We start from the raw sequence: 19751 nt of genomic DNA on the forward strand, positions 1-19751 counted from the left end.
CATCCCTCCCAGGCATAAAAATAAGGAAAAAACGAGCATAAGCTATGCTCGTTTTTTATTTGCTCCTTATACTATATCCTTAAACGCCTTTTTCTTATGCTGAATAAAACAAGCTTGGCACAATTTTCTTCGCGCCCTGGCTTTAGCCTTTGATCAAAATGCCAATTTCCTTCTCGCCCAATTGGACCCGTTCGCTGCCTTCAAGCTCTTCATAGGAAACGCTGCTCAGCAGTACATTTTCCTCCAGCACATGGCTGAACGCTTCAAGCGCTGTGCGCAATCCTTCATCGACGCTCAGCACAAGGTCAATGCGCTTCTCGATTGGCAGATCCAGCTTTTTGCGCGTATCTTGAACCGCACGGATCACTTCGCGCACCCAGCCCTCTTGCTCCAGCTCAGGCGTAATGTCCGTATTCAAGGCTACGGTAATACCGCCGCCAGAAGCGGACGCAAAACCGGATTTCGCTTGCTTCTCAACGAGCAGCTCCTCGACAGGAATGAACAGCTCTTCCGCATCCACAGCCATAGCGAGCGCGCCATGCGCTATAACGGCACGCGTTTCGTCGGCCGTTAGCGATTTCAGGTGAGCCTGAATCGGACCAACGTTTTTGCCGTATTTTTTACCAGCCACTTTGAGGTTCAGCTTAAGCGTGAAATCCACAAATCCACTATCGCTGTTTTGCACGACGATTGATTTGACATTGATTTCATCCTTCACGATTTCCTCATAGCCTGCCACGTCAAACTCACGGTCAAGGGACACGATCAGCTCAGACAGCGGCTGACGCGTCTTGATGCCCGTCTCGTTGCGAACGTTGCGGGCAAGCTCGACGATTTGCTTCGCGCTCTCCATATCCTGCTCTAGCGTTAGGTCAATAGCGGACTCGTCTGCTGTAGGATAGTTTGCGAGATGGACGCTTTCTCCGCCGCCAAGGTTGCCATAGAGGTCTTCCGCAAGAAGCGGGGCATATGGCGCAATGACGCGTGCCAGTGTCAGCAGCACATGACGCAGCGTTTGATAGGCATTGATTTTGTCCTCGGTCAGGCCGCTGCCCCAGAAACGGTCACGGGAACGACGGATGTACCAGTTGCTCAGCTCGTCAACGAAAATTTCAATCGCCTTCGCCGGATTCAGGAAGTCATTTCCGTCAAGGCCTTTCACAGTCGTCTTGATCAGGCTGTTCAGACGCGATACGATCCAGCGATCCAGCTTATTCGCGGAATGACGCTCTTCGTGTGTTTTGTGATCGAAGCCATCGATGGTTGCATACAGCGCATAGAAGGCATGCGTATTGACAATCGTGTCAATGACCTTCGATTTTGCTTCGCCCACGATCGAACGCGAGAAACGTTTGCTGTTCCAAGGTGCGCTATCCGCAAGCAGCGCCCAACGGAAAGCATCCGTGCCGTACTCGTTGATGATTTCCCAAGGATCAATAACATTGCCTTTGGATTTGGACATTTTCTGACCATTTTCATCCAAAATATGGCCGGTCGAAATAACCGCTTTATACGGCGCCTTGCCGTTGTATAACGTCGATACCGCAAGCAGGCTGTAGAACCAGCCGCGCGTCTGATCGATGCCTTCGCAAATCATATCCGCCGGATACTGCTCCGCGAAACGCTCCGCATTTTCAAAAGGAACATGATGCTGCGCAAACGGCATGGAGCCGCTGTCGAACCATACATCGATCACTTCTGGCGTACGCGTCATAATTGCGCCTTCGGCAAACGGCGATTTCAGCTTGATTTCATCGACGTAAGGCTTATGCAGCTCAATGTCCTCCGGCACGTCGCCAACCGCACGCTCGCGCAGATCGGCAATGCTGCCAGGCGAATATTGCTTGCCCGTCGCTTCGCAAATCCATACGTTCAGCGGCGTTCCCCAATAGCGGTTGCGGCTGATGTTCCAGTCCACCAAATCCTCAAGGAATTTGCCGAAGCGTCCCTCGCGGATATGGCCTGGGTACCAGTCTACTCCATTGTTGTTAGCGATCAGCTGATCTTTAACGGCCGTCGTCTCAATGAACCAGCTTTCTGTCGCATAATACAAGAGCGGCGATTTACAACGCCAGCAGAACGGATAGCTATGCTCGTAACGCTCCTTCGAGAACAGCAGGCCGCGCTCGCTAAGCATTTTCACAATGTCGACATCGCAATCTTTGACGAAGCGTCCAGCAAGGTCTGTCACTTCATCGACATAACGGCCTGCATTGTTCACGACGTTCAGCATGCTGATGCCGTTTTGGCGTGCCACTCTATAGTCATCCTCACCATGCGCCGGCGCAATGTGTACAATACCTGTACCGCTCGTATCGCTTACGAAATCGCCAGCGATGACTTTATGCGCATTGGAAACGGCAACGTAACGGAATGGCGGCTCGTAGCTTTGGCCAACCAGTTCGGAGCCCTTAAGCGAGGACAGCACTTCGTGCTCCTCTTTAAATACGCTCTCTACCAGGTTTTTAGCGACGATAAATACTTCGCCATTGCTTGCTACACGAACGTATTCGAGCTCCGGATGAACAGCAAGCGCTACGTTTGCCGGCAGCGTCCAAGGCGTAGTCGTCCACGCCAGCACGGATTCGCCAGTGTCCGCAAGCTTAAACTTGACCGTTGCGCTCAAATCTTTAACGTCCTCATACCCTTGAGCAACCTCATGGGAGCTCAGTGTCGTTTGGCAGCACGGGCAATATGGGCTTACGCGGTGACCACGATACAGCAAGCCCTTGCTATGAATCGTCGAGAGAATATGCCATACACTTTCGATATATTCGTTTTTAAGCGTAATGTACGGGTTGTCAAGATCTGTCCAATAAGCGATGCCCTCGGTCAGCTCGCGCCACTGCTTCTCATATTCAAAGACGCTGTCCTTGCATTTTTTGATAAAAGCTTCTACGCCGTAATTTTCGATCTCCTGCTTGCCGGAAATGCCGAGCTGCTTCTCAACACCAAGCTCTACAGGAAGGCCATGCGTATCCCAGCCCGCTTTGCGAACGACGCGGTAGCCGGACATCGTTTTGTAGCGGCAAATAAAATCTTTAATGACGCGGCCCAGCACGTGGCCGATATGCGGCGCGCCGTTAGCGGTCGGAGGACCTTCATAAAACACGAAATTCGGTTTGCCTTCACGGTTTTCAATCGACTTTTTGAACGTATCGTTATCCGCCCACTGCTTTAATACGCGAAGCTCGCGCGTTCTTGCTTTTTCCTTCACATCTACACGTTGCATCTTCAAATTCCTCCCGACAATTAGAAGCCCTTTATAAGAATGAAACTTATACAGGCTTATATTTTCAAAAAAATAAAGCCCCGCCCCTGTAGAAGGGACGAGGCTTGCTCGCGTTACCACCCTTGTTCCGTCAATGTCGCTGCATAAGCAGCCTAAAAGACGGCACCTTTGGCGTGAATGCCTTAGCATCCACGGTCCTTGTAACGGAGGACGGACCGTCGGCCCTTACTCCTTCTGCCATACAGCTACAATAGCTGGTTAGGAAAAGTTTCGGCGCCGCTTCTCGGAGATGATATTCTGTAACTGCTTGAACGTCGTCTTGCAGCAAAGCAACGACTCTCTGGGGATCAAGCCACGATACATACTCGTTCTCGTCAACGAAGTTTCACATCTGAACAATCATTAATCCTATTTATAGCGTATCGTCGCCCCGTTGTCAATTCGTGTTGTGCGGATTAACCTCGGGAAAGCTGCTCCAGCTCAGGATGCTGGCCTGGATCAAGCGTTCTCCAATCGTCCTGGCTCAGCAGTTCCAGCTGCGCTTCCACAAGCGTACGGAACCGTGCACGGAAGATCGATGCCTGCTTCTTCAGCTCCTCAACCTCAACCGATACTTTGCGCGACTTGCTCAGCGAGTCATTAATAATGCGATCCGCATTTTTCTCCGCTTCCTTGATGATCAGCTGCGCTTCCTTCTTCGCATTGTTTCGAACCTCGTCAGCCGCCTCTTGTGCGACGATAATCGTCTTGCTCAGCGTCTCTTCGATGTTCGAGAAGTGGTTCAGCTTCTCCTGCATATTAAGGATCTGGTTCTGCAGCTCCTTATTTTCGCGGATTATCGTTTCATAATCTTTAATGACCTGGTCAAGAAATTCATTGACCTCATCCTCGTCATAGCCGCGCAACCGGCGACCAAATTCCTTATTATGTATGTCCAATGGCGTTAACGGCATCGGCGCACCTCCTCGACTTATTTCCATACCGGAAAACATTTGCTGTGGAAAGGATTCGACAACCGCCAGCAAAATCCTGCAATTGGGCTAAATAAATTTGCCCACCTTCAGCCGAATTCTGCCTTTCTTCGTCACGCCATCCGCCTCCATAACTTTAAATCGGCCCAACCCTTTTATAGATACGACATCGCCTTCGCGCAGCTGCTCGGACGGGTCTTCCACCGTTTTCCAGTTCACCCGGCATCTGCCGGCGCGAATGGGATCTACAATTTTTGTACGGCTGATCCGGTGCACATCGCTTGCAATACCGTCTACCCGCATCGAAGCCACTGTAAAGCTCATTTCCTGCAGCTCTGGCACGACTGGCGACAAGGAAGACAGTGGAATGATTTCGGTCAATACGCTCGCACGGTGCACCTGCCTTAAGTGAACGTTCAAATAATCCGCAATATCTTCCGTCATCATAATGTGAGCGAAAGTTTCATGGACATGAATGTCCCCTACCCGGTCACGCTTGATGCCAAGGCCCAGCAGGGCGCCAAGGTAATCGCCATGATCGAGCTGCTGGCTTGTCCCGCCCGGACCGCTGACCTGTACCTCCAGCACAGCAATTGCGGCAAGCTCCTGATCCAGATCGCGGTAATCCGGCCCAATAATCGCCCGGCAGCGCTCTGCCTCAGGGTAGCCGCCATCAAGCCGCAGCTCCACATCCGGATGGCGATTGACGAGGCTTTGAACGATCTGAGCCTGTCTCGGGTCCAAAAAATCGGTCCGCTTCAGCTCATGCTGCTGTGCGGACCGCTCCACCCATTCCCACGCCCGGTCAACGAATGGCTTCTCGTCCGGGTGGAAATGGTCATATATAGGTAATTTCATTGAAATTCCCTTCCTAACTTTTGAAATCTAGCCCGGCAGTATAAAGCCTACTACCGCAATGAGCCCCATTGCCACAAAACGAAGCGCAAAAATCGCTACGATTGGGGAAATATCAATCATGCCGCCAATCGGTGGAATGAAACGGCGGAAAATGCCTAAGTACGGCTCAACCAGCTTGCCTAAAAATACGCCAATAAAGCTTTCGCGCGCATTGGGCAACCACGACATTAACACATAACCAATAATCATAAAGCTGTAAATACTTTGAAGGTTCATAATGAGCCCTGATACACTACTAAACAATCGGTGGTCACCTCATTTTGGAGTATTCATTGTCCTCTGCCATCATTTCCGTAATCGACCCTTGAATTTCAACCGAATCCGGCGTACATAGGAAAATGTTCGGGCCGAGCTTCGAAATATTGCCACCCAAAGCGTACACTGTACCGCTGAGGAAATCAACAATGCGAAGCGCCAAATCGGTACGCACACGCTGCAGGTTCACAATGACGGCACGGCGCGAACGCAGATGATCGGCAATATCCTGCGCCTCATCATAGGAGCGCGGCTCGCTTAAGATAACTCGTACATTTTTCTGCGAATGTATGCTTACGATGTTGTTGCCCTTTGTATTTTTACGTGCTTCGAACGGAGAGGTTTCAATTTCATGGTCTGGCTCCTCCGGCTGCGCGCTTCTTTCCCGTTCAATGATCTCTTCTTCCTCCTGCAAACCAAGAAAATTCATAAACTTATTCATAACGCCCATTCGTCATCCCTCTTTTCCAACTAGTATCGTTCCTAATCTAATCCACGTTGCGCCTTCTTCAATCGCGACCTCAAAGTCATTCGACATGCCCATGGAAAGTTCCGTCAGCGGAGCGTTCAAAGCCACTGCCCTATTCATCTTATCCCTCAGCTCCCGCAAAGCGCGGAACACAGGCCGGGTCTGCTCAGCTTCAGCCTCATAAGGCGCCATCGTCATTAAGCCTACCGGCTGTACATACTGAAAGCCTTTAATCGCTTCCAGAAGCTCCGGGAGCTGCTCCGGTTCAAGGCCATGCTTGGAGTCTTCGCCCGATACATTAACCTGAATCATACAGGGCACCTGCACGCCAAGCTGCGCTGCTCGCTTCTCGATTGCCTGTGCAAGCGACAAGCGGTCCAGCGAGTGAATGTATGTAAACTTCCCTATGACATCTTTAACCTTATTCGTCTGCAGCGAACCGATGAAATGCCAGATGGCTTGTCCATCGCCTCCTTCGGCTGTTTCGCCGCTAATCGCTTCCCACTTGGGCAGCGCGTCCTGAAAGCGGTTTTCGCCTAAATGGCGAAGTCCCTCGTCAAACGCCTGAACAGCTGTAGCGAGCGATACATATTTAGTCACCGCAATAACGTTCACATCCTCCGGCTTACGACCGCTTCTCTCGCATGCTGCATCGATCCGGCGCTGTACATTTGCTATCCGCTCTGTTAATGAGCTCTCCAATTTCGTCACCTCTTTGCAATCCCAATCCAGCTGGCCATTCGTCCTGTTTTGCCGCCCTCCATCCGGTGGGAGAAAAACAGATCCTGACGACAGCCAGTACACCACTGTGTTAATTCGATATGGATCGGCATAATTCCTGCTTTTATCATAATCTGACGGTTAATTTCTTTCAAGTCGACCATCGCCTTGCCATTTGGCAGCAGCTTTATCAGCGAATTACGCGCTTCTTCGCCGCTCAGCTCGAAGGATTCGAGCAAAGGAAGCACCTTGCTAATGACCGTTTGGTCGACCTCATAACAGCAGCCGCCAATCGACGGGCCGATAGCGGCACGCACATTGTCCGCTCTAGTGCCATATTGCGCGGCCATCGCCTCAAGCGTCACTTTGGCAATATGCGCAACGGTCCCTTTCCAGCCCGCATGGGCAAGCGCTACCGCCTGATGCTCCGGATCATAAAAATAAAGCGGCACGCAATCGGCATAAAAGGAAGCGAGCAAAATGCCCGGCACATCCGTCATCAGGGCATCGGTATCCGCAATCGCATCGCTGCGGGACTCCCTGCCCCGCCCAGCGTCCTGCTCGGTTACTTTATATACATCAGCGCCATGCACCTGCTCCGCGCAGGTCCACGCCTCGAAGGGAAAGCCGACCGCATCAGCAACCTGCTGGCGGTTGTGAATAACGTCGCGATCTGCATCGCCGACATGGAGCCCCATATTCAGCGTCGCCCAAGGCGCGGCGCTTACACCGCCATCGCGGCCGGTAAACCCGGCTGTCAGCTGATTATTTTCATCCATCCAATTAGACAACAAAAAAAGCGAAGGATTCTTCGCTGAATGATTCCACTTAAAAGCTTCCATTCGGGTCATCACCTCTTTATGCAGTTTACCCTGTTATCCTCTTGCGTGCAAATCCTCTTCCTCCAGGCGCTGCTTCGTTTCATCCATGCGTACGAGCACTACATCCGCCCCAATTTTCACAATGTTGCGCCAAGGAATGACGACCTCGCCGCCTGGCCCGCCAAACAGCCCCATAAAGCGGCTATACTGCGGAATCACGATGGAATCGATGCGTCCCTGCCTCAAATCCAGCTCCAAATCGGTAATATGCCCAAGCTTCTTGCCATCCACAATATTAATGACATCCTTCGTCTGAAAATCAGATATCTTCATCGTTTGCTCACCACTTTTCCAGCGGGATGAATAACCATTTTTATGACCGGGCATGCTGTACTGCCCTGCTCCGCCTAGCTGTGCACTCTTTTATATCAGTATATGTAAGACGCGCCCAAAATGTCCTCTTTCGCAAAATAACTACTTTTAGCAGCATCCGGCGGGCATAAAGACATTAAAAAGACCGGACATCAATGTCCGGCCTGCTTCCCATAAGGCGAGCTGCGTGAAAGCCAAACCTTCCACGCAGCTCGTCATCTTTGTCTCGAGCGTCTACGTCTTGACATACTTCTGCATTTGCTGGATCGCCGACTTTTCTAGGCGTGATACTTGAGCCTGCGAGATGCCGATTTCATCGGCGACCTCCATTTGCGTCTTGCCTTCGAAAAACCGCATCGACAAAATCATTTTTTCCCGATTATTCAGTTTATGCATCGCTTCGCGGAGCGCGATTTCCTCGATCCACGACACATCTTTGTTTTTGTCATCGCTAATTTGATCCATGACATAAATCGGATCGCCGCCATCATGGTAAATCGGCTCAAACAACGATACCGGGTCCTGAATCGCATCAAGCGCGAACACAACATCTTCCTTTGGAACATTCAGCATTTCGGAAATTTCAAAAATCGTCGGCTCGCGCGAATTTTGATTCGTTAAGCTGTCTCTGGCTTGCAGCGCTTTATAAGCGATATCGCGCAAGCTACGAGATACTCTAATCGGGTTATTGTCGCGCAAATAACGGCGGATTTCCCCGATAATCATCGGGACAGCATAGGTGGAAAATTTGACGTTCTGGCCAAGATCAAAATTATCTATCGCCTTCATAAGTCCAATGCAGCCGACCTGGAATAAGTCGTCTACAAACTCTCCCCTATTGTTAAACCGTTGAATGACACTGAGCACAAGCCTCAAGTTGCCATTAACCAATTTCTCTCTGGCTGCCCACTCATTGCGGGTTTGCAAAGCGGTGAACAGCTCCCGCATTTCAACATTTGTCAGGACAGGCAGTTTTGCGGTATCCACTCCACAGATCTCGACTTTATTTCGTGCCAACGTGATTACCTCCCAAGGAGAAACATTAATGTTCATTATCTCCTCGGACGCCCGAAATATTCCTGCTTCACCCTCCGCTTTGCAAGTCTATGGATTGCCCTTTTATACCATTTTGTTGAACTCCTTGCGCAGCCGCTTAATTATGCGTTTTTCCAAACGCGAAATATAAGATTGAGAGATACCGAGCAGATCGGCAACGTCCTTCTGTGTTTTCTCTTCCCCGTCCGCCAGCCCGAATCGCAGCTCCATAATGATGCGTTCACGCTCCGTCAGCTTGTCGAGCGCCTTATGCAGCAGCTTGCGATCGACCTGCTCCTCAATGTTGCGGTAAATCGTATCGTTTTCCGTTCCGAGCACATCCGACAGCAGCAGCTCATTGCCATCCCAATCAATATTCAGCGGCTCGTCAAAAGAGACCTCGGTGCGCGTTTTATTGTTGCGGCGCAAATACATGAGAATTTCATTTTCGATACAGCGCGATGCATAGGTGGCCAGCTTGATTTTTTTCTCAGGATCAAAGGTGTTGACCGCTTTAATTAAGCCAATGGCGCCAATCGACACCAAATCCTCAATGTGAATGCCTGTATTTTCGAATTTGCGGGCAATGTATACGACAAGCCGCAGGTTGCGCTCAATGAGCATCGCCCGGATAGCCGTATCGCCAGAAGGCAGCTTGCCCAGCAAATATTCTTCTTCTTCCCGAGTCAAGGGAGGCGGCAGCGCCTCGCTTCCACCAATATAATAAATCTCTTCGCTTTTTAGTCCGAATAAAAATAAAGTCCGATAATAATATAACTGCAGAACCAATTTCCACTTGACGAGCATCCGGCCTATCCCTCCCCGATAATCGTAGTTTTTTCAGTCTCCTGTTTCACATCCGCTTGCGGGGTCTGCACAAGTGCCGGATGAATGATCGCCTGATACGAGCTGTCTGCTGTCAGCTTGCCGCCATCGAGCCCAATCAACACTTTTTTCGCTACATAGCTGCAGCCATCCCGCTCAATTCGGACAAAATCCGGCTTTAGCGCCAGCATAAATTGCGAGCCGCGGTTGACGCCGCGGTAAGGAATGAGGCGCAATCGATGCTGCCAAATAAACACTTCTTCGCCCATGCCTGCTACCAGACGATCCACCTCGGCCTCGCGAATGCTTTGCAGCCATGAAGGTGGCAATTCATTTTGCCAAAGAGCGGCTTCAACGACCATTACCGGAGTTCGTGACAGCGGATCATAGAGCTGATTGCCCGTATCAATCAATCCGATGCAGCGAAATTCCTGATTTTCAATATGAATAATTACATCGGCAAGATGAGTTTGCACCAACTCCCTTTCACGACGCTGCGTCAACACGGTGCGGTATATATACAGCCCGATACAAAACGCTGCAAATAAATAAATAAGGCTCATTTTCAGTTCAACATGCATGCTTCCATCGACAAAGGCAATCGTTCTCCATACTTCTCCCGAGCCCTGCATCAGCAAATAATAAATGCCGATGATCGCTCCTGCCGCCACAAAATTAACGGCATAAAAGGCTGCCGTCGTGCGAAGAAAATGCTGAATCGACCCATAACCAAAAGCAATCCACAGCATCAGCATCGAGATGCCCAGCTTGACTACTAAGGTAAACAGGACGGATAGCATCGGAAACAGCATAAGCACGACGTAGCTGGCTCCTACACTTGCAGCGGCGAGCACCCGCCATGGCTTGGCACGAATGTTCCTCGCCCATGCTGTCGTCAGCAGCAGCCCACCGTCGACCAGCAGCTCCCGCACAAACATGACATCGACATATACAGCCACAATCGTCACCTTCCCGCGAATTCCGTCCGCCAAGCTTGCTTCATAGCGCCGGTGAGAACGATTGAGACTAGTATATTAAAATCCTATTTCAAAGTCTGTCTAATCATGACGGGGTGAGCCATCTTTTTTTGTCGAGCGAGCAAATAAAAAACGGCAGGACAAGCGGTCGTTTGACAGCGGCAAAAGTGTTTTTGCCTAGCTCCTGCTAGGGCATAAGGTGAAACGGCTGTCGCCGTCCTCTGGCGGCACGGCGCGTTTCAGTCCGAGAAATATAGGAAAGGCTGGAAAATCATATCCTTTCCTATATTTTAGGAAACGCAAAAAAAGCCCGCTCTCCCCCAAAAAAATATGGGGAAAAGCGGACTTTCTTGTAGGCGATAAACCGCCTGCTAGCGATCGCTGCGTGGACGGTTGCGCAAAAAGGCTGGAATCTCAAGCTGATCGCTCGAGGTGCTTGCGCCAAAAGGCTTGACAGACGATGTCGAAGCAGGCGTGGAGGTCGGACTTGCCGGCTGGCGAGTCTCTGATTCTCCTTGCTGCTGCGGCGAGCGTCTAGCAGCCGGAGCACCCTTGTGCTCAAATCCAGTCGCAATGACGGTAACTTTGATTTCATCCTTCAAATTATCGTCAATGATGGCACCAAATATCATATTCACTTCCGGATCGGAGGCGGAAATAACAATTTCAGCTGCTTCATTAACTTCATACAAGCTCAAGTTGCTGCCGCCTGTAATGTTCATAATAACGCCGCGCGCGCCATCAATGGACGTTTCCAGCAGCGGGCTCATAATCGCTTTTTTCGCTGCTTCTGCTGCACGGTTCTCACCGCTGGCTTCGCCGATTCCCATCAGTGCAGAGCCGCGCTCTGTCATAATCGTCTTAACGTCTGCGAAGTCAAGGTTGATAAGACCAGGTACTTGGATCAAATCGGAAATACCTTGCACCGCTTGACGAAGCACGTTATCCGCTTCACGGAACGCTTCCAGCATAGGCGTCTTCTTGTCGACAATCTCGAGTAGACGGTCATTTGGGATAACGATCAGCGTATCTACTTTCTCTTTAAGCGCTTCTATGCCCATTTCCGCTTGTGCGGCACGCTTGCGGCCTTCGAAGGTGAATGGACGGGTTACAACGCCTACTGTCAGCGCTCCGCATTCTCTTGCAATTTCGGCAATAACAGGCGCAGCGCCTGTTCCTGTGCCGCCGCCCATACCAGCGGTAACGAATACCATGTCCGAGCCTTTCAACTGGTTGAGTGCGAGATCACGGGATTCCTCAGCCGCTTTCTTCCCCACTTCCGGGTTAGCGCCCGCGCCAAGTCCGCGTGTCAGCTTATCGCCGATTTGCAGCTTGTGCTCGGATTTCGCCAAATGCAGCGCCTGAGCATCCGTATTGACTGTAATAAAGTCAACACCTTTTACCCCATTTTCAATCATTCGGTTAACCGCATTGCTGCCGCCGCCGCCGACGCCGATTACTTTTATTTGAGCGAGCTGCTCCAATTCCATGTCGAATTCCAACATCATCAATTTCCCCCGATCAAATAAATTCGTTAAACATATTTTTTATCCGTTCGAACATACCGGGTTTGGATGAAGCGGTGGAACCCGTTTTGCGGCTGCTTGCGGCTTTTTTCACTGTGCTGGTTGTTCCGCGCACTCCCATATATTTCGATACGTATTGAATCATTCCCACACCGCTGCTGTAAGCGGGGTCGCGCACGCCGATATAATCCGGAAGTGCCACGCGCACGGTGGATTCAAGCTCTGCTTGAGCAAGCGCCAATGTGCCCGGCATTGTCACTGCTCCTCCAGTCAGCACATAGCTGCTGACCTTGTCATGATAACCAAGACGACGAACCTCTTGCTTGATCAGGCTGAAAATCTCCTGCATCCGAGGCTCGATAATGCTCGCCAAATCGACTTGAGAAAATTCCTTCTCAACATTGCTTCCCATACGGAGAACTTTGAACTTCACATCTTCCGCAGCATCGCCAATGTAGGAACAGCCGTATTTCAGCTTGATTTTCTCCGCTTGATCACTTTGGGTACGCAAGCCGTAAGCGATATCGTTCGTTACGTACTCTCCGCCGATAGGAAGCGTAGAAGTCGCCGCAAGTCCGCCCTGCTCGAAAATCGTAATCGTGCAGGAGCCTGCTCCGATATCCGCTAGTACAGTACCCATCGTTTTCTCGTCTTTCGTCAGCGATATGACGCCGGATGCCAATGACATCAAGATGACGCCGGAAATGCGGAGTCCTGCTTTCTCCACACAGCGCATCAAATTATGTATCGCTGTCTTAGCACCTGTTACAATGGTGGCTTCCACTTCCAGACGCACGCCGATCATCCCCCGAGGATCGGATATGCCTTCCAGTCCGTCTACCAAATATTGCTTCGGCACTAAATTAATAATCTCGCGTTCAGGCGGCAAAGCTACTACTTTCGCAGCTTGCACAACTCTTTCAATATCTTCCTCGCCAATTTCACGGTCCTCATTGGATACGGCAACGACGCCATGATTGGTTTGCAAAGCAATATGGTTGCCTTGAATCCCTACATAGACGTCTGATATTTGAATACCTACCATTCGTTCCGCATGCTCAATTGCATTACGAATCGACTGAACGGTCTGGTCGATATCTACAATAGCTCCTTTGCGAATACCCTCTGAGTCGGCAGATCCAACTCCAATAATATTAATGGCTCCGTTATTCACTTCGCCAATAATAGCACGAACTTTGGATGTACCGATGTCTAAACTGACGATGATGTCGTTGCTGCTCAACCCGCGGCACCTCCGTTTCAACTTATAAATTATACAGCTTGTATCAGTTTAATCACAAAACGCCTTTTTACATATTCAACGCAGTTAATAGTATCCCTCTTTTTAAGGGCACTATTTTTCTAACTCTATATGAATTTTAATTTCATCAAGGTGAAACGGCTGTCGCCATCCTTTGGCGGCGCGGCGCGTTTTCATTCCGAGAAATATAGAGAAAGGATGACGAAATCACATACTTTCCTATATTTCAAGGTGAAACGGCTTTCGCCATCCTTTGGCGGCGCGGCGCGTTTCATTCCGGGAAATATAGAGAAAGGATGGGAAGATCATATCCTTTCCTATATTTTAAAAAATACTCATATGGTGTTTAAGCGCCATGCACGTCGTTTTGCTTTCTTTTTTAAAAGTCCACCTATAAAATTTTATCACTGTTTTCTTAAATTGAGTAGTCTGTTTTTCAACTGCCCTCTTCATTTTCTGGATCTGTCTTAATAAAGGAATCATACGTATCGGCAAGCAGCAGGGTTATTTTTCCAGGCTCCTGCGTTTCAATGACCGCATTCATCGTTTCGATTTTCTCGCTCAGCAATGAAATAGCCGTTACTACCTCGAATTTCGTGCGCGTGTAAATTTTGATGCGGTCAGGATACGCCTTCGATGGATATGGCATAATTTCGGATAAATCAGACAGCTGCTTCGCCGGAATTTTGCCAAGCTGCTCCGCTAGCTCTACGCGATAATCATCCCCCTGCTTCCAGCCAGACAATACAGGCTTATTGACCAATAGCTCCTCATTAGCAGCTGGAAGCTCTGATCCGTTCGCAAGCAATGCTGTCAAATTGCCATCGCTTAACAGCTCAAAGGCGACTACCGGATATTCCTCTACCGTAATCGTTACCTTCCCAGGGAAAGCTTTGTCCACGGTAACGTTGTTAATAGTCGGAATCGCTTTAACCGCTTGCTCAATCGTTGCTGACGTTGTGCCGAAAAAAGCGTCACCCACCGATATGGCAGCAGCCTGTCCAATTTCTGCAGTCGTCGTATAGGCTGTGCCCTCAATACGAATCTCCGAAATTTTGCTAATAGAAGAATTAAAAAATAGCACGGACAGCACAATGACAAACAGCAGCACAAGCACGCTAAGCAGCTTGCGATTGCCTTTTCGTTTGCCAACCGGTTTTTTTAGCACTGGCATCGGCGCGCTCATAACTTGTCCCTTCTTTCCCCAAAAACATCCGGTTCCCAAATAGCAGGAGCCGGGAGTTTCTATTCAGGCGCTTGTTCGCATACACTAGTTATTAGGAACATGAGGAACAGGAGAATTGCGAGAAATCCTTGCTCCCAGTTTGCTTAACATCGTTTCAATGCGATCATAGCCCCGATCAATATGATGAATTTGCTCCACTACCGTCTTTCCTTGCGCAGCGAGGCCAGCGATTACAAGCGCTGCTCCTGCCCGCAAATCCGTTGCTTCCACCGTCGCTCCATAAAGACGCGGAACGCCCCGGATAAAAGCCGCATTCATATCAACCCGTATATCCGCACCCATTCGCGATAGTTCGTCAACATGCCTCAGCCTGCCTTCGAAAATCGTCTCCTTCATAATGCTCGTTCCGTCTGCAAGCGCCAGCAGCACCATCACTTGAGATTGCAGGTCGGTTGGAAAAGCAGGGTATGGAGAAGTAACAATTCGTTCAATGGCTTTGGGGCGGGATGCACAGCTGACTTTTATTATATCATCGTGGATAGTGATTTGAATACCTGACCTGCGAAGCACGTGTATTAAGGAAGACAAGTGGGAGGGGCATGTATTCAGAAGAGTAATTTGACCGCGCGTCGCAGCCGCGGCAACCATTAAGGTGCCGGTTACAATTCGATCAGGAATGACCTTGTACGTACAAGGAGAAAGCGACTTCACGCCATTGATCGTAATCGTATCCGTACCCGCCCCGATCATCTCGGCGCCCATCGCATTGAGAAACCGCTGCAAATCTTGAATTTCCGGCTCGCGAGCAGCATTCGTAATCATCGTTCGCCCTTCAGCAAGCACAGCAGCCATCATAATATTTTCCGTCGCTCCGACACTAGGGAAGCTTAGATGGATATCTGCTCCTTTGAGACGGTCTGCCCGGCAAATAATGCGATTGCCCACTTCTTCAATTTCGGCCCCGAGCACCCGAAGTCCCTCCAGATGCAAATCAATTTTGCGCTGCCCAATAGCGCAGCCGCCAGGCTGATACACCTGCACTTCACCAAATCTCGCAAGAAGCGGCCCCATTAGAAAGATGGACGAGCGCATCTGCCCCATTAACTTTTCCGGCACATGGGCTAGGTGCATGCTTTCCGTATTCAGCTGTACCGTATCGCCCTCATGCTCCGCATGGCATCCGAGTTCCCGCAGTATGCTGAGCATGACGTCGATATCCAGCAGCTTCGGCACATGTTCCAGCGTCGTTTCGCCTTCGGTCAACAAGCTGGCTGCCAATATTGGCAAAGCGGCATTTTTCGCTCCTTGGATAACAATGGTTCCTGAGAGTGGTTTCCCGCCTTCAATCACCAATTTGTCCAATGTCTCACCTCCGAATTACCGCTCACCCACCACCAGCACTTCCGGCACCAAGCTGATCCCAAATCGATCTACAATGACGCCTTGAATATGAGCCATGAGGGTAAGCACATCTTCAGCTGTCGCTTGCCCGGTGTTGACGATAAAATTGGCATGCAGCACGGATACTTCAGCCGCACCTACACGGAAGCCTTTAAGCCCCGCCTCCTCGATCAATCTGGCAGCATAATCGCCTGGCGGATTGCGGAAGACGCTGCCCGCACATGCCAGCTGCAGCGGTTGCGTGCGCAGCCGCCTTTCCTTGTAAGAGGCCAGCGTTGCAGCAATTTCCTGACGATCTCCAGGCGTAAGCTCGAAGGTCGCTGAAAGCACGAGCCCTTTGCGCTCATGGAGCACGGAGTGTCGGTAAGAAAATTGCATATCCTCGGGTCCATAGGTTACCAATTCACCATTTTCCAGCACAATTTCAGCTGATTTGAAAATACGCGACACATCCGATCCATGCGCACCGGCATTCATATAGACGGCCCCGCCTACCGTTCCCGGAATGCCCCCGGCAAATTCCAAGCCCGTCAGTCCTTCCTTGCTGGACATCACAGACAGTTTAATGAAGGAATAAGCCGCTCCGGCATGAACGGTGTTCCCGTCGAAGCGCACATAATCCAGTCCACCTCGAGGCTTAATGACAACGCCGCGAATGCCTTTGTCGCTCACCAGCATATTGGAGCCGCGTCCCAAATGGGTCCAAGGTATGCCGTTTTCATGAAGCAGCCGGACAGCTGACATTATTTGCTCCTGTCCATCCGGTATAATAAGAATATCGGCAGGACCGCCTATTTTCCAAGTAGTATGATTTTCCAGCCGTTCATTAATGAATACTTTACCAATTTTTGCATTCTCCAACAGCTCAGCTACATGTTCCATGCTGTCTAACCTCCTTCTGCTTCAAGGTGAAGAACAGGCTCACTCGGCGATGGTCACGATTTATAAGAGTATCCTATGCCTCATGCCCGGGTAGTGTTACAAATGCCTATAGCGCCAACTGCAAAGCCCGCTTATTGTGCGAAGCAAGCTTCGCTAGCCTAGTTGTTCCTTCACCTTGAATAACGTGAAATATTAAGTAAAATGCCCAGCGATGTGAGCAGAAGCGTAAGCGATGAACCGCCATAGCTGACAAGCGGCAGCGTAATGCCCGTTACAGGCATCATGCCGATAACGACACCGATGTTGATAAGCACCTGAACGCCGATAATGCTCGTGATGCCAACTGCGAGCAAGCTGCCGAACGTATCAGGCGCGTAAATCGCCGTTCGAATGCCGCGCCAAACCACAATCATAAACAGCACAATAAGTGCCGACCCTCCGATGAAGCCAAGCTCCTCTGCAACGATGGAGAAAATAAAGTCCGTTTGCGGCTCCGGCAAATAGCTGAACTTCTGCCTGCTCATGCCTAGACCAAGCCCGACTAGCCCTCCTGGTCCAATCGCATATAGCGATTGAATAATTTGATAGCCTGAGCCAAGCGGATCAGCCCACGGATCAAGGAAGCCCGAGATGCGCTGCAGCCGGTAGGGAGCGGCCAGTATAAGGCCGACAAGCCCTGCCATGCCTGCTAGCGCGAGCAAGCTCAAATGCTTGAGCTGGGCGCCCGCGGTAAAGATCAACAGCAGCGATGCCGCGACCATGACCGCACCGGAGCCCAGATCAGGCTGCAGCATAATAAGGCCGAAGGCGAGCAGCGCCATCCCGAGCGGAGGCAGCAGCCCCTTGACGAACAGAGTAATCGTCTGCTGCTTCTCGGAAAGCCATTTTGCCAAAAATAAAATCATGGCCAGCTTCATGAATTCGGAAGGCTGAATGCCGAACGAGCTAATGCCGATCCAGCTTCGCGCACCGCCGCGCACGACGCCCACGCCTGGGATCAGTACGATGATAAGCAGAACAAAGCAGATGATCAAGGCGATTTTTGCCCATTTGCGCCATACGAGATAATTCATATTCATCGTGAAGATGAGCGCACAGACGCCGAGACCGGCAAACAGCAGCTGGCGCTTGACGTAATAATAGCGGTCTCCGAATTCATGAAAAGCGAGCACTGCGCTCGCGCTGTATACCATAATGATTCCGATAGCCAGAATGAGCGCAATAGAGACGATCATCCATACGTCCGGGGCAGACCTGGCTTTGGCCATAGCGTACACCTCTTTGCATGTAAAAGTAGGGACAAGCCCCCTACTTACAAGGTATGCGCCGAATCTTTAAAAATGCGCCCGCGCTGCTCATAGGATGTAAACATATCCCAGCTGGCGCAGGCAGGCGACAGCAATACGATGTCGCCCGGCGCTGCCAGCGCGGCTGCCTGCCGCACGGCTTCGCGCAAAGTCGCTTCGGCGCTGTCTTCAGGTTCGACCAAACGAACGCCTGCTAAACCTGCCAGCTCCGCAACATGCCCAAGCTTGCCGCGCGTCTCGCCTAGCGCCACAAGCCCTTTGAGCCGATCGCGGAACAGCGGCAGCAGCTCCATGTAATCCGAGCCGCGATCAAGGCCCCCTGCAATAAGTACGATTGGCGCAGTCAACGATCCCACGGACATCGTAGTCGCCGTCGGATTTGTTGCCTTGGAATCGTTGTAGTATTTGACCCCTTTCACTTCGCCTGCATACTCCAGCCTGTGCTCTACACCTTTAAAGCTCCGCAGCGTCTCGGTAAGCTGCTCCGGCAATGCTCCGGCCGCTAGGCATGCTGCAATGGCCGCAAGCGCGTTTGCCGCATTGTGGCGCCCTGGGAGGCCCAGCTCGCCCACTTCAAGCAGCTTCGTTTCCGTCCCATCCTGCGTGCGCCATACGATATGGCGTACGTCAGCAGCTTCATTTTTAGCGGGAGAAGCGTTTGCAGCGCTCTTAACATATGGAGGCTCAATCGCTATCCCATAGCTTAGCTTCTCATAAAGCGAGAAGGGCAAGATGGTCGCATTCACCTGATCAGCGAGCTGCCGGCAAACCGGATCATCCCAATTCAGCACAGCCGTATCGTCCGCCGTCTGATTGGCAAACAGCTTTGCCTTCGAAAGTATGTAATCTTCCATGCCGCCATGATAATCCAGATGCGTCTCTACTAGATTGAGCAGCAGGGCGACGCGGGGACGGAAACCGTTTGTCCCTTTAAGCTGAAAGCTGCTCAGCTCGGCAACAAGCCAGTTGTCTTCTGTCGCTTCTACCGCTGCTTCGCATAACGGGCGGCCAATATTGCCAGCCACGATGGGATTTTTACCTGCCGCCTCCAGCAGCTCGCCGATCCAGGTTGTCGTTGTCGTTTTGCCATTCGAGCCTGTAATGCCGATAATCGGTGCCGGCGAAAGCCAATAGGCCACTTCCACCTCGGTCACAATTTCAACGCCTGCTGCTTCGGCTTGCACAATGGGCGGAGTAGAATAAGGGATGCCCGGATTTTTCACGAGCAGCGCTGTATCAGCCGAAATGAGGTCGTCTGGATGTGAACCGCAAAGCACAGAAATGCCCAAAGCGATTAGCTCATCCGCTTCGGGACATTGGTCTTGCTCTTTTTTATCGTTTACTATTACCTCCGCCCCATAGGAATGAAACACCTTTGCGACGCTAACCCCGCTTCTTGCCAGGCCAAGCACCACAACGCGGCGGCCCCGGTATGATGCCGGATGATCCATAAATGACAGCTCCTTGTAAAGGCCAGCAGCATGAGCCTCGCAATGCCACGATCCGCATTGGATCGGGGCGTTGCTTGAAGCGCCAGCTGCTATCCTGATAATTTTGAAAAATATAGGAAAGGATATGATTTTTCCATCCTTT

General features: G+C 50.8%; 18 protein-coding genes and 1 other annotated feature. All 18 genes read right to left on the minus strand.

The annotated features are described in order from the left end of the window. Positions 1 to 142: 142 nt before the first annotated feature. Positions 143 to 3232 (minus strand): isoleucine--tRNA ligase, encoded by a 3090-nt coding sequence (gene ileS, locus AC50Y5_RS15000; protein ID WP_494861755.1) that lies wholly within the window; start codon positions 3230 to 3232, stop codon positions 143 to 145. Between the two features lie 90 nt (positions 3233 to 3322). Next, positions 3323 to 3619, minus strand: a binding site (T-box leader). 68 nt (positions 3620 to 3687) lie between these two features. Then, positions 3688 to 4185 (minus strand): DivIVA domain-containing protein, encoded by a 498-nt coding sequence (locus tag AC50Y5_RS15005; RefSeq protein ID WP_046230429.1) that lies wholly within the window; start codon positions 4183 to 4185, stop codon positions 3688 to 3690. An 87-nt stretch (positions 4186 to 4272) separates the two neighbouring features. Further along, entirely contained in the window at positions 4273 to 5061 is a 789-nt protein-coding gene (locus AC50Y5_RS15010; protein ID WP_056041611.1) for a YlmH family RNA-binding protein, read from the minus strand. Positions 5062 to 5088: 27 nt separating this feature from the next. Continuing rightward, positions 5089 to 5364 carry a YggT family protein gene (locus AC50Y5_RS15015; protein WP_494861762.1) on the minus strand — a complete coding sequence of 92 codons (276 nt, stop codon included), beginning with the start codon at positions 5362 to 5364 and terminating at the stop codon, positions 5089 to 5091. Positions 5365 to 5371: 7 nt separating this feature from the next. Next, positions 5372 to 5827 (minus strand): cell division protein SepF, encoded by a 456-nt coding sequence (locus tag AC50Y5_RS15020; RefSeq protein WP_046230426.1) that lies wholly within the window; start codon positions 5825 to 5827, stop codon positions 5372 to 5374. 3 nt (positions 5828 to 5830) lie between these two features. Next, positions 5831 to 6547 carry a YggS family pyridoxal phosphate-dependent enzyme gene (locus tag AC50Y5_RS15025; RefSeq protein ID WP_056041613.1) on the minus strand — a complete coding sequence of 239 codons (717 nt, stop codon included), beginning with the start codon at positions 6545 to 6547 and terminating at the stop codon, positions 5831 to 5833. A gap of 5 nt (positions 6548 to 6552) precedes the next feature. After that, positions 6553 to 7407, minus strand: a complete 855-nt coding sequence (pgeF, locus tag AC50Y5_RS15030) for a peptidoglycan editing factor PgeF (protein WP_056041615.1) — start codon at positions 7405 to 7407, stop codon at positions 6553 to 6555. Between the two features lie 33 nt (positions 7408 to 7440). After that, positions 7441 to 7719 carry a YlmC/YmxH family sporulation protein gene (locus AC50Y5_RS15035; protein WP_046230423.1) on the minus strand — a complete coding sequence of 93 codons (279 nt, stop codon included), beginning with the start codon at positions 7717 to 7719 and terminating at the stop codon, positions 7441 to 7443. Between the two features lie 273 nt (positions 7720 to 7992). Then, a complete protein-coding gene (gene sigG, locus AC50Y5_RS15040; RefSeq protein ID WP_056041617.1) occupies positions 7993 to 8775 on the minus strand; it encodes an RNA polymerase sporulation sigma factor SigG in 783 nt (260 codons plus the stop codon). A 102-nt stretch (positions 8776 to 8877) separates the two neighbouring features. Continuing rightward, on the minus strand, positions 8878 to 9600 hold the full coding sequence (sigE, locus tag AC50Y5_RS15045; RefSeq protein WP_046230421.1) for an RNA polymerase sporulation sigma factor SigE: 723 nt from the start codon (positions 9598 to 9600) through the stop codon (positions 8878 to 8880). A gap of 5 nt (positions 9601 to 9605) precedes the next feature. Beyond that, complete coding sequence (spoIIGA, locus tag AC50Y5_RS15050) at positions 9606 to 10610, minus strand: sigma-E processing peptidase SpoIIGA (RefSeq protein WP_235533304.1); 1005 nt, start codon at positions 10608 to 10610, stop codon at positions 9606 to 9608. Positions 10611 to 10966: 356 nt separating this feature from the next. Then, positions 10967 to 12100 carry a cell division protein FtsZ gene (gene ftsZ, locus AC50Y5_RS15055; protein WP_056041621.1) on the minus strand — a complete coding sequence of 378 codons (1134 nt, stop codon included), beginning with the start codon at positions 12098 to 12100 and terminating at the stop codon, positions 10967 to 10969. A 16-nt stretch (positions 12101 to 12116) separates the two neighbouring features. Further along, positions 12117 to 13364, minus strand: a complete 1248-nt coding sequence (gene ftsA, locus AC50Y5_RS15060; RefSeq protein WP_056041624.1) for a cell division protein FtsA — start codon at positions 13362 to 13364, stop codon at positions 12117 to 12119. Positions 13365 to 13818: 454 nt separating this feature from the next. After that, on the minus strand, positions 13819 to 14568 hold the full coding sequence (locus AC50Y5_RS15065; RefSeq protein ID WP_056041626.1) for a cell division protein FtsQ/DivIB: 750 nt from the start codon (positions 14566 to 14568) through the stop codon (positions 13819 to 13821). Between the two features lie 84 nt (positions 14569 to 14652). Continuing rightward, on the minus strand, positions 14653 to 15930 hold the full coding sequence (murA, locus tag AC50Y5_RS15070; protein ID WP_056041628.1) for a UDP-N-acetylglucosamine 1-carboxyvinyltransferase: 1278 nt from the start codon (positions 15928 to 15930) through the stop codon (positions 14653 to 14655). Positions 15931 to 15945: 15 nt separating this feature from the next. Then, entirely contained in the window at positions 15946 to 16851 is a 906-nt protein-coding gene (gene murB / locus AC50Y5_RS15075; protein WP_056041630.1) for a UDP-N-acetylmuramate dehydrogenase, read from the minus strand. Between the two features lie 170 nt (positions 16852 to 17021). Then, positions 17022 to 18119 carry a stage V sporulation protein E gene (gene spoVE / locus AC50Y5_RS15080; RefSeq protein ID WP_056041632.1) on the minus strand — a complete coding sequence of 366 codons (1098 nt, stop codon included), beginning with the start codon at positions 18117 to 18119 and terminating at the stop codon, positions 17022 to 17024. A gap of 44 nt (positions 18120 to 18163) precedes the next feature. Next, positions 18164 to 19609, minus strand: a complete 1446-nt coding sequence (gene murD / locus AC50Y5_RS15085; RefSeq protein WP_056041633.1) for a UDP-N-acetylmuramoyl-L-alanine--D-glutamate ligase — start codon at positions 19607 to 19609, stop codon at positions 18164 to 18166. Positions 19610 to 19751: the final 142 nt, after the last annotated feature.

The sequence above is a fragment of the Paenibacillus sp. JT22N7 genome (assembly GCF_059383875.1).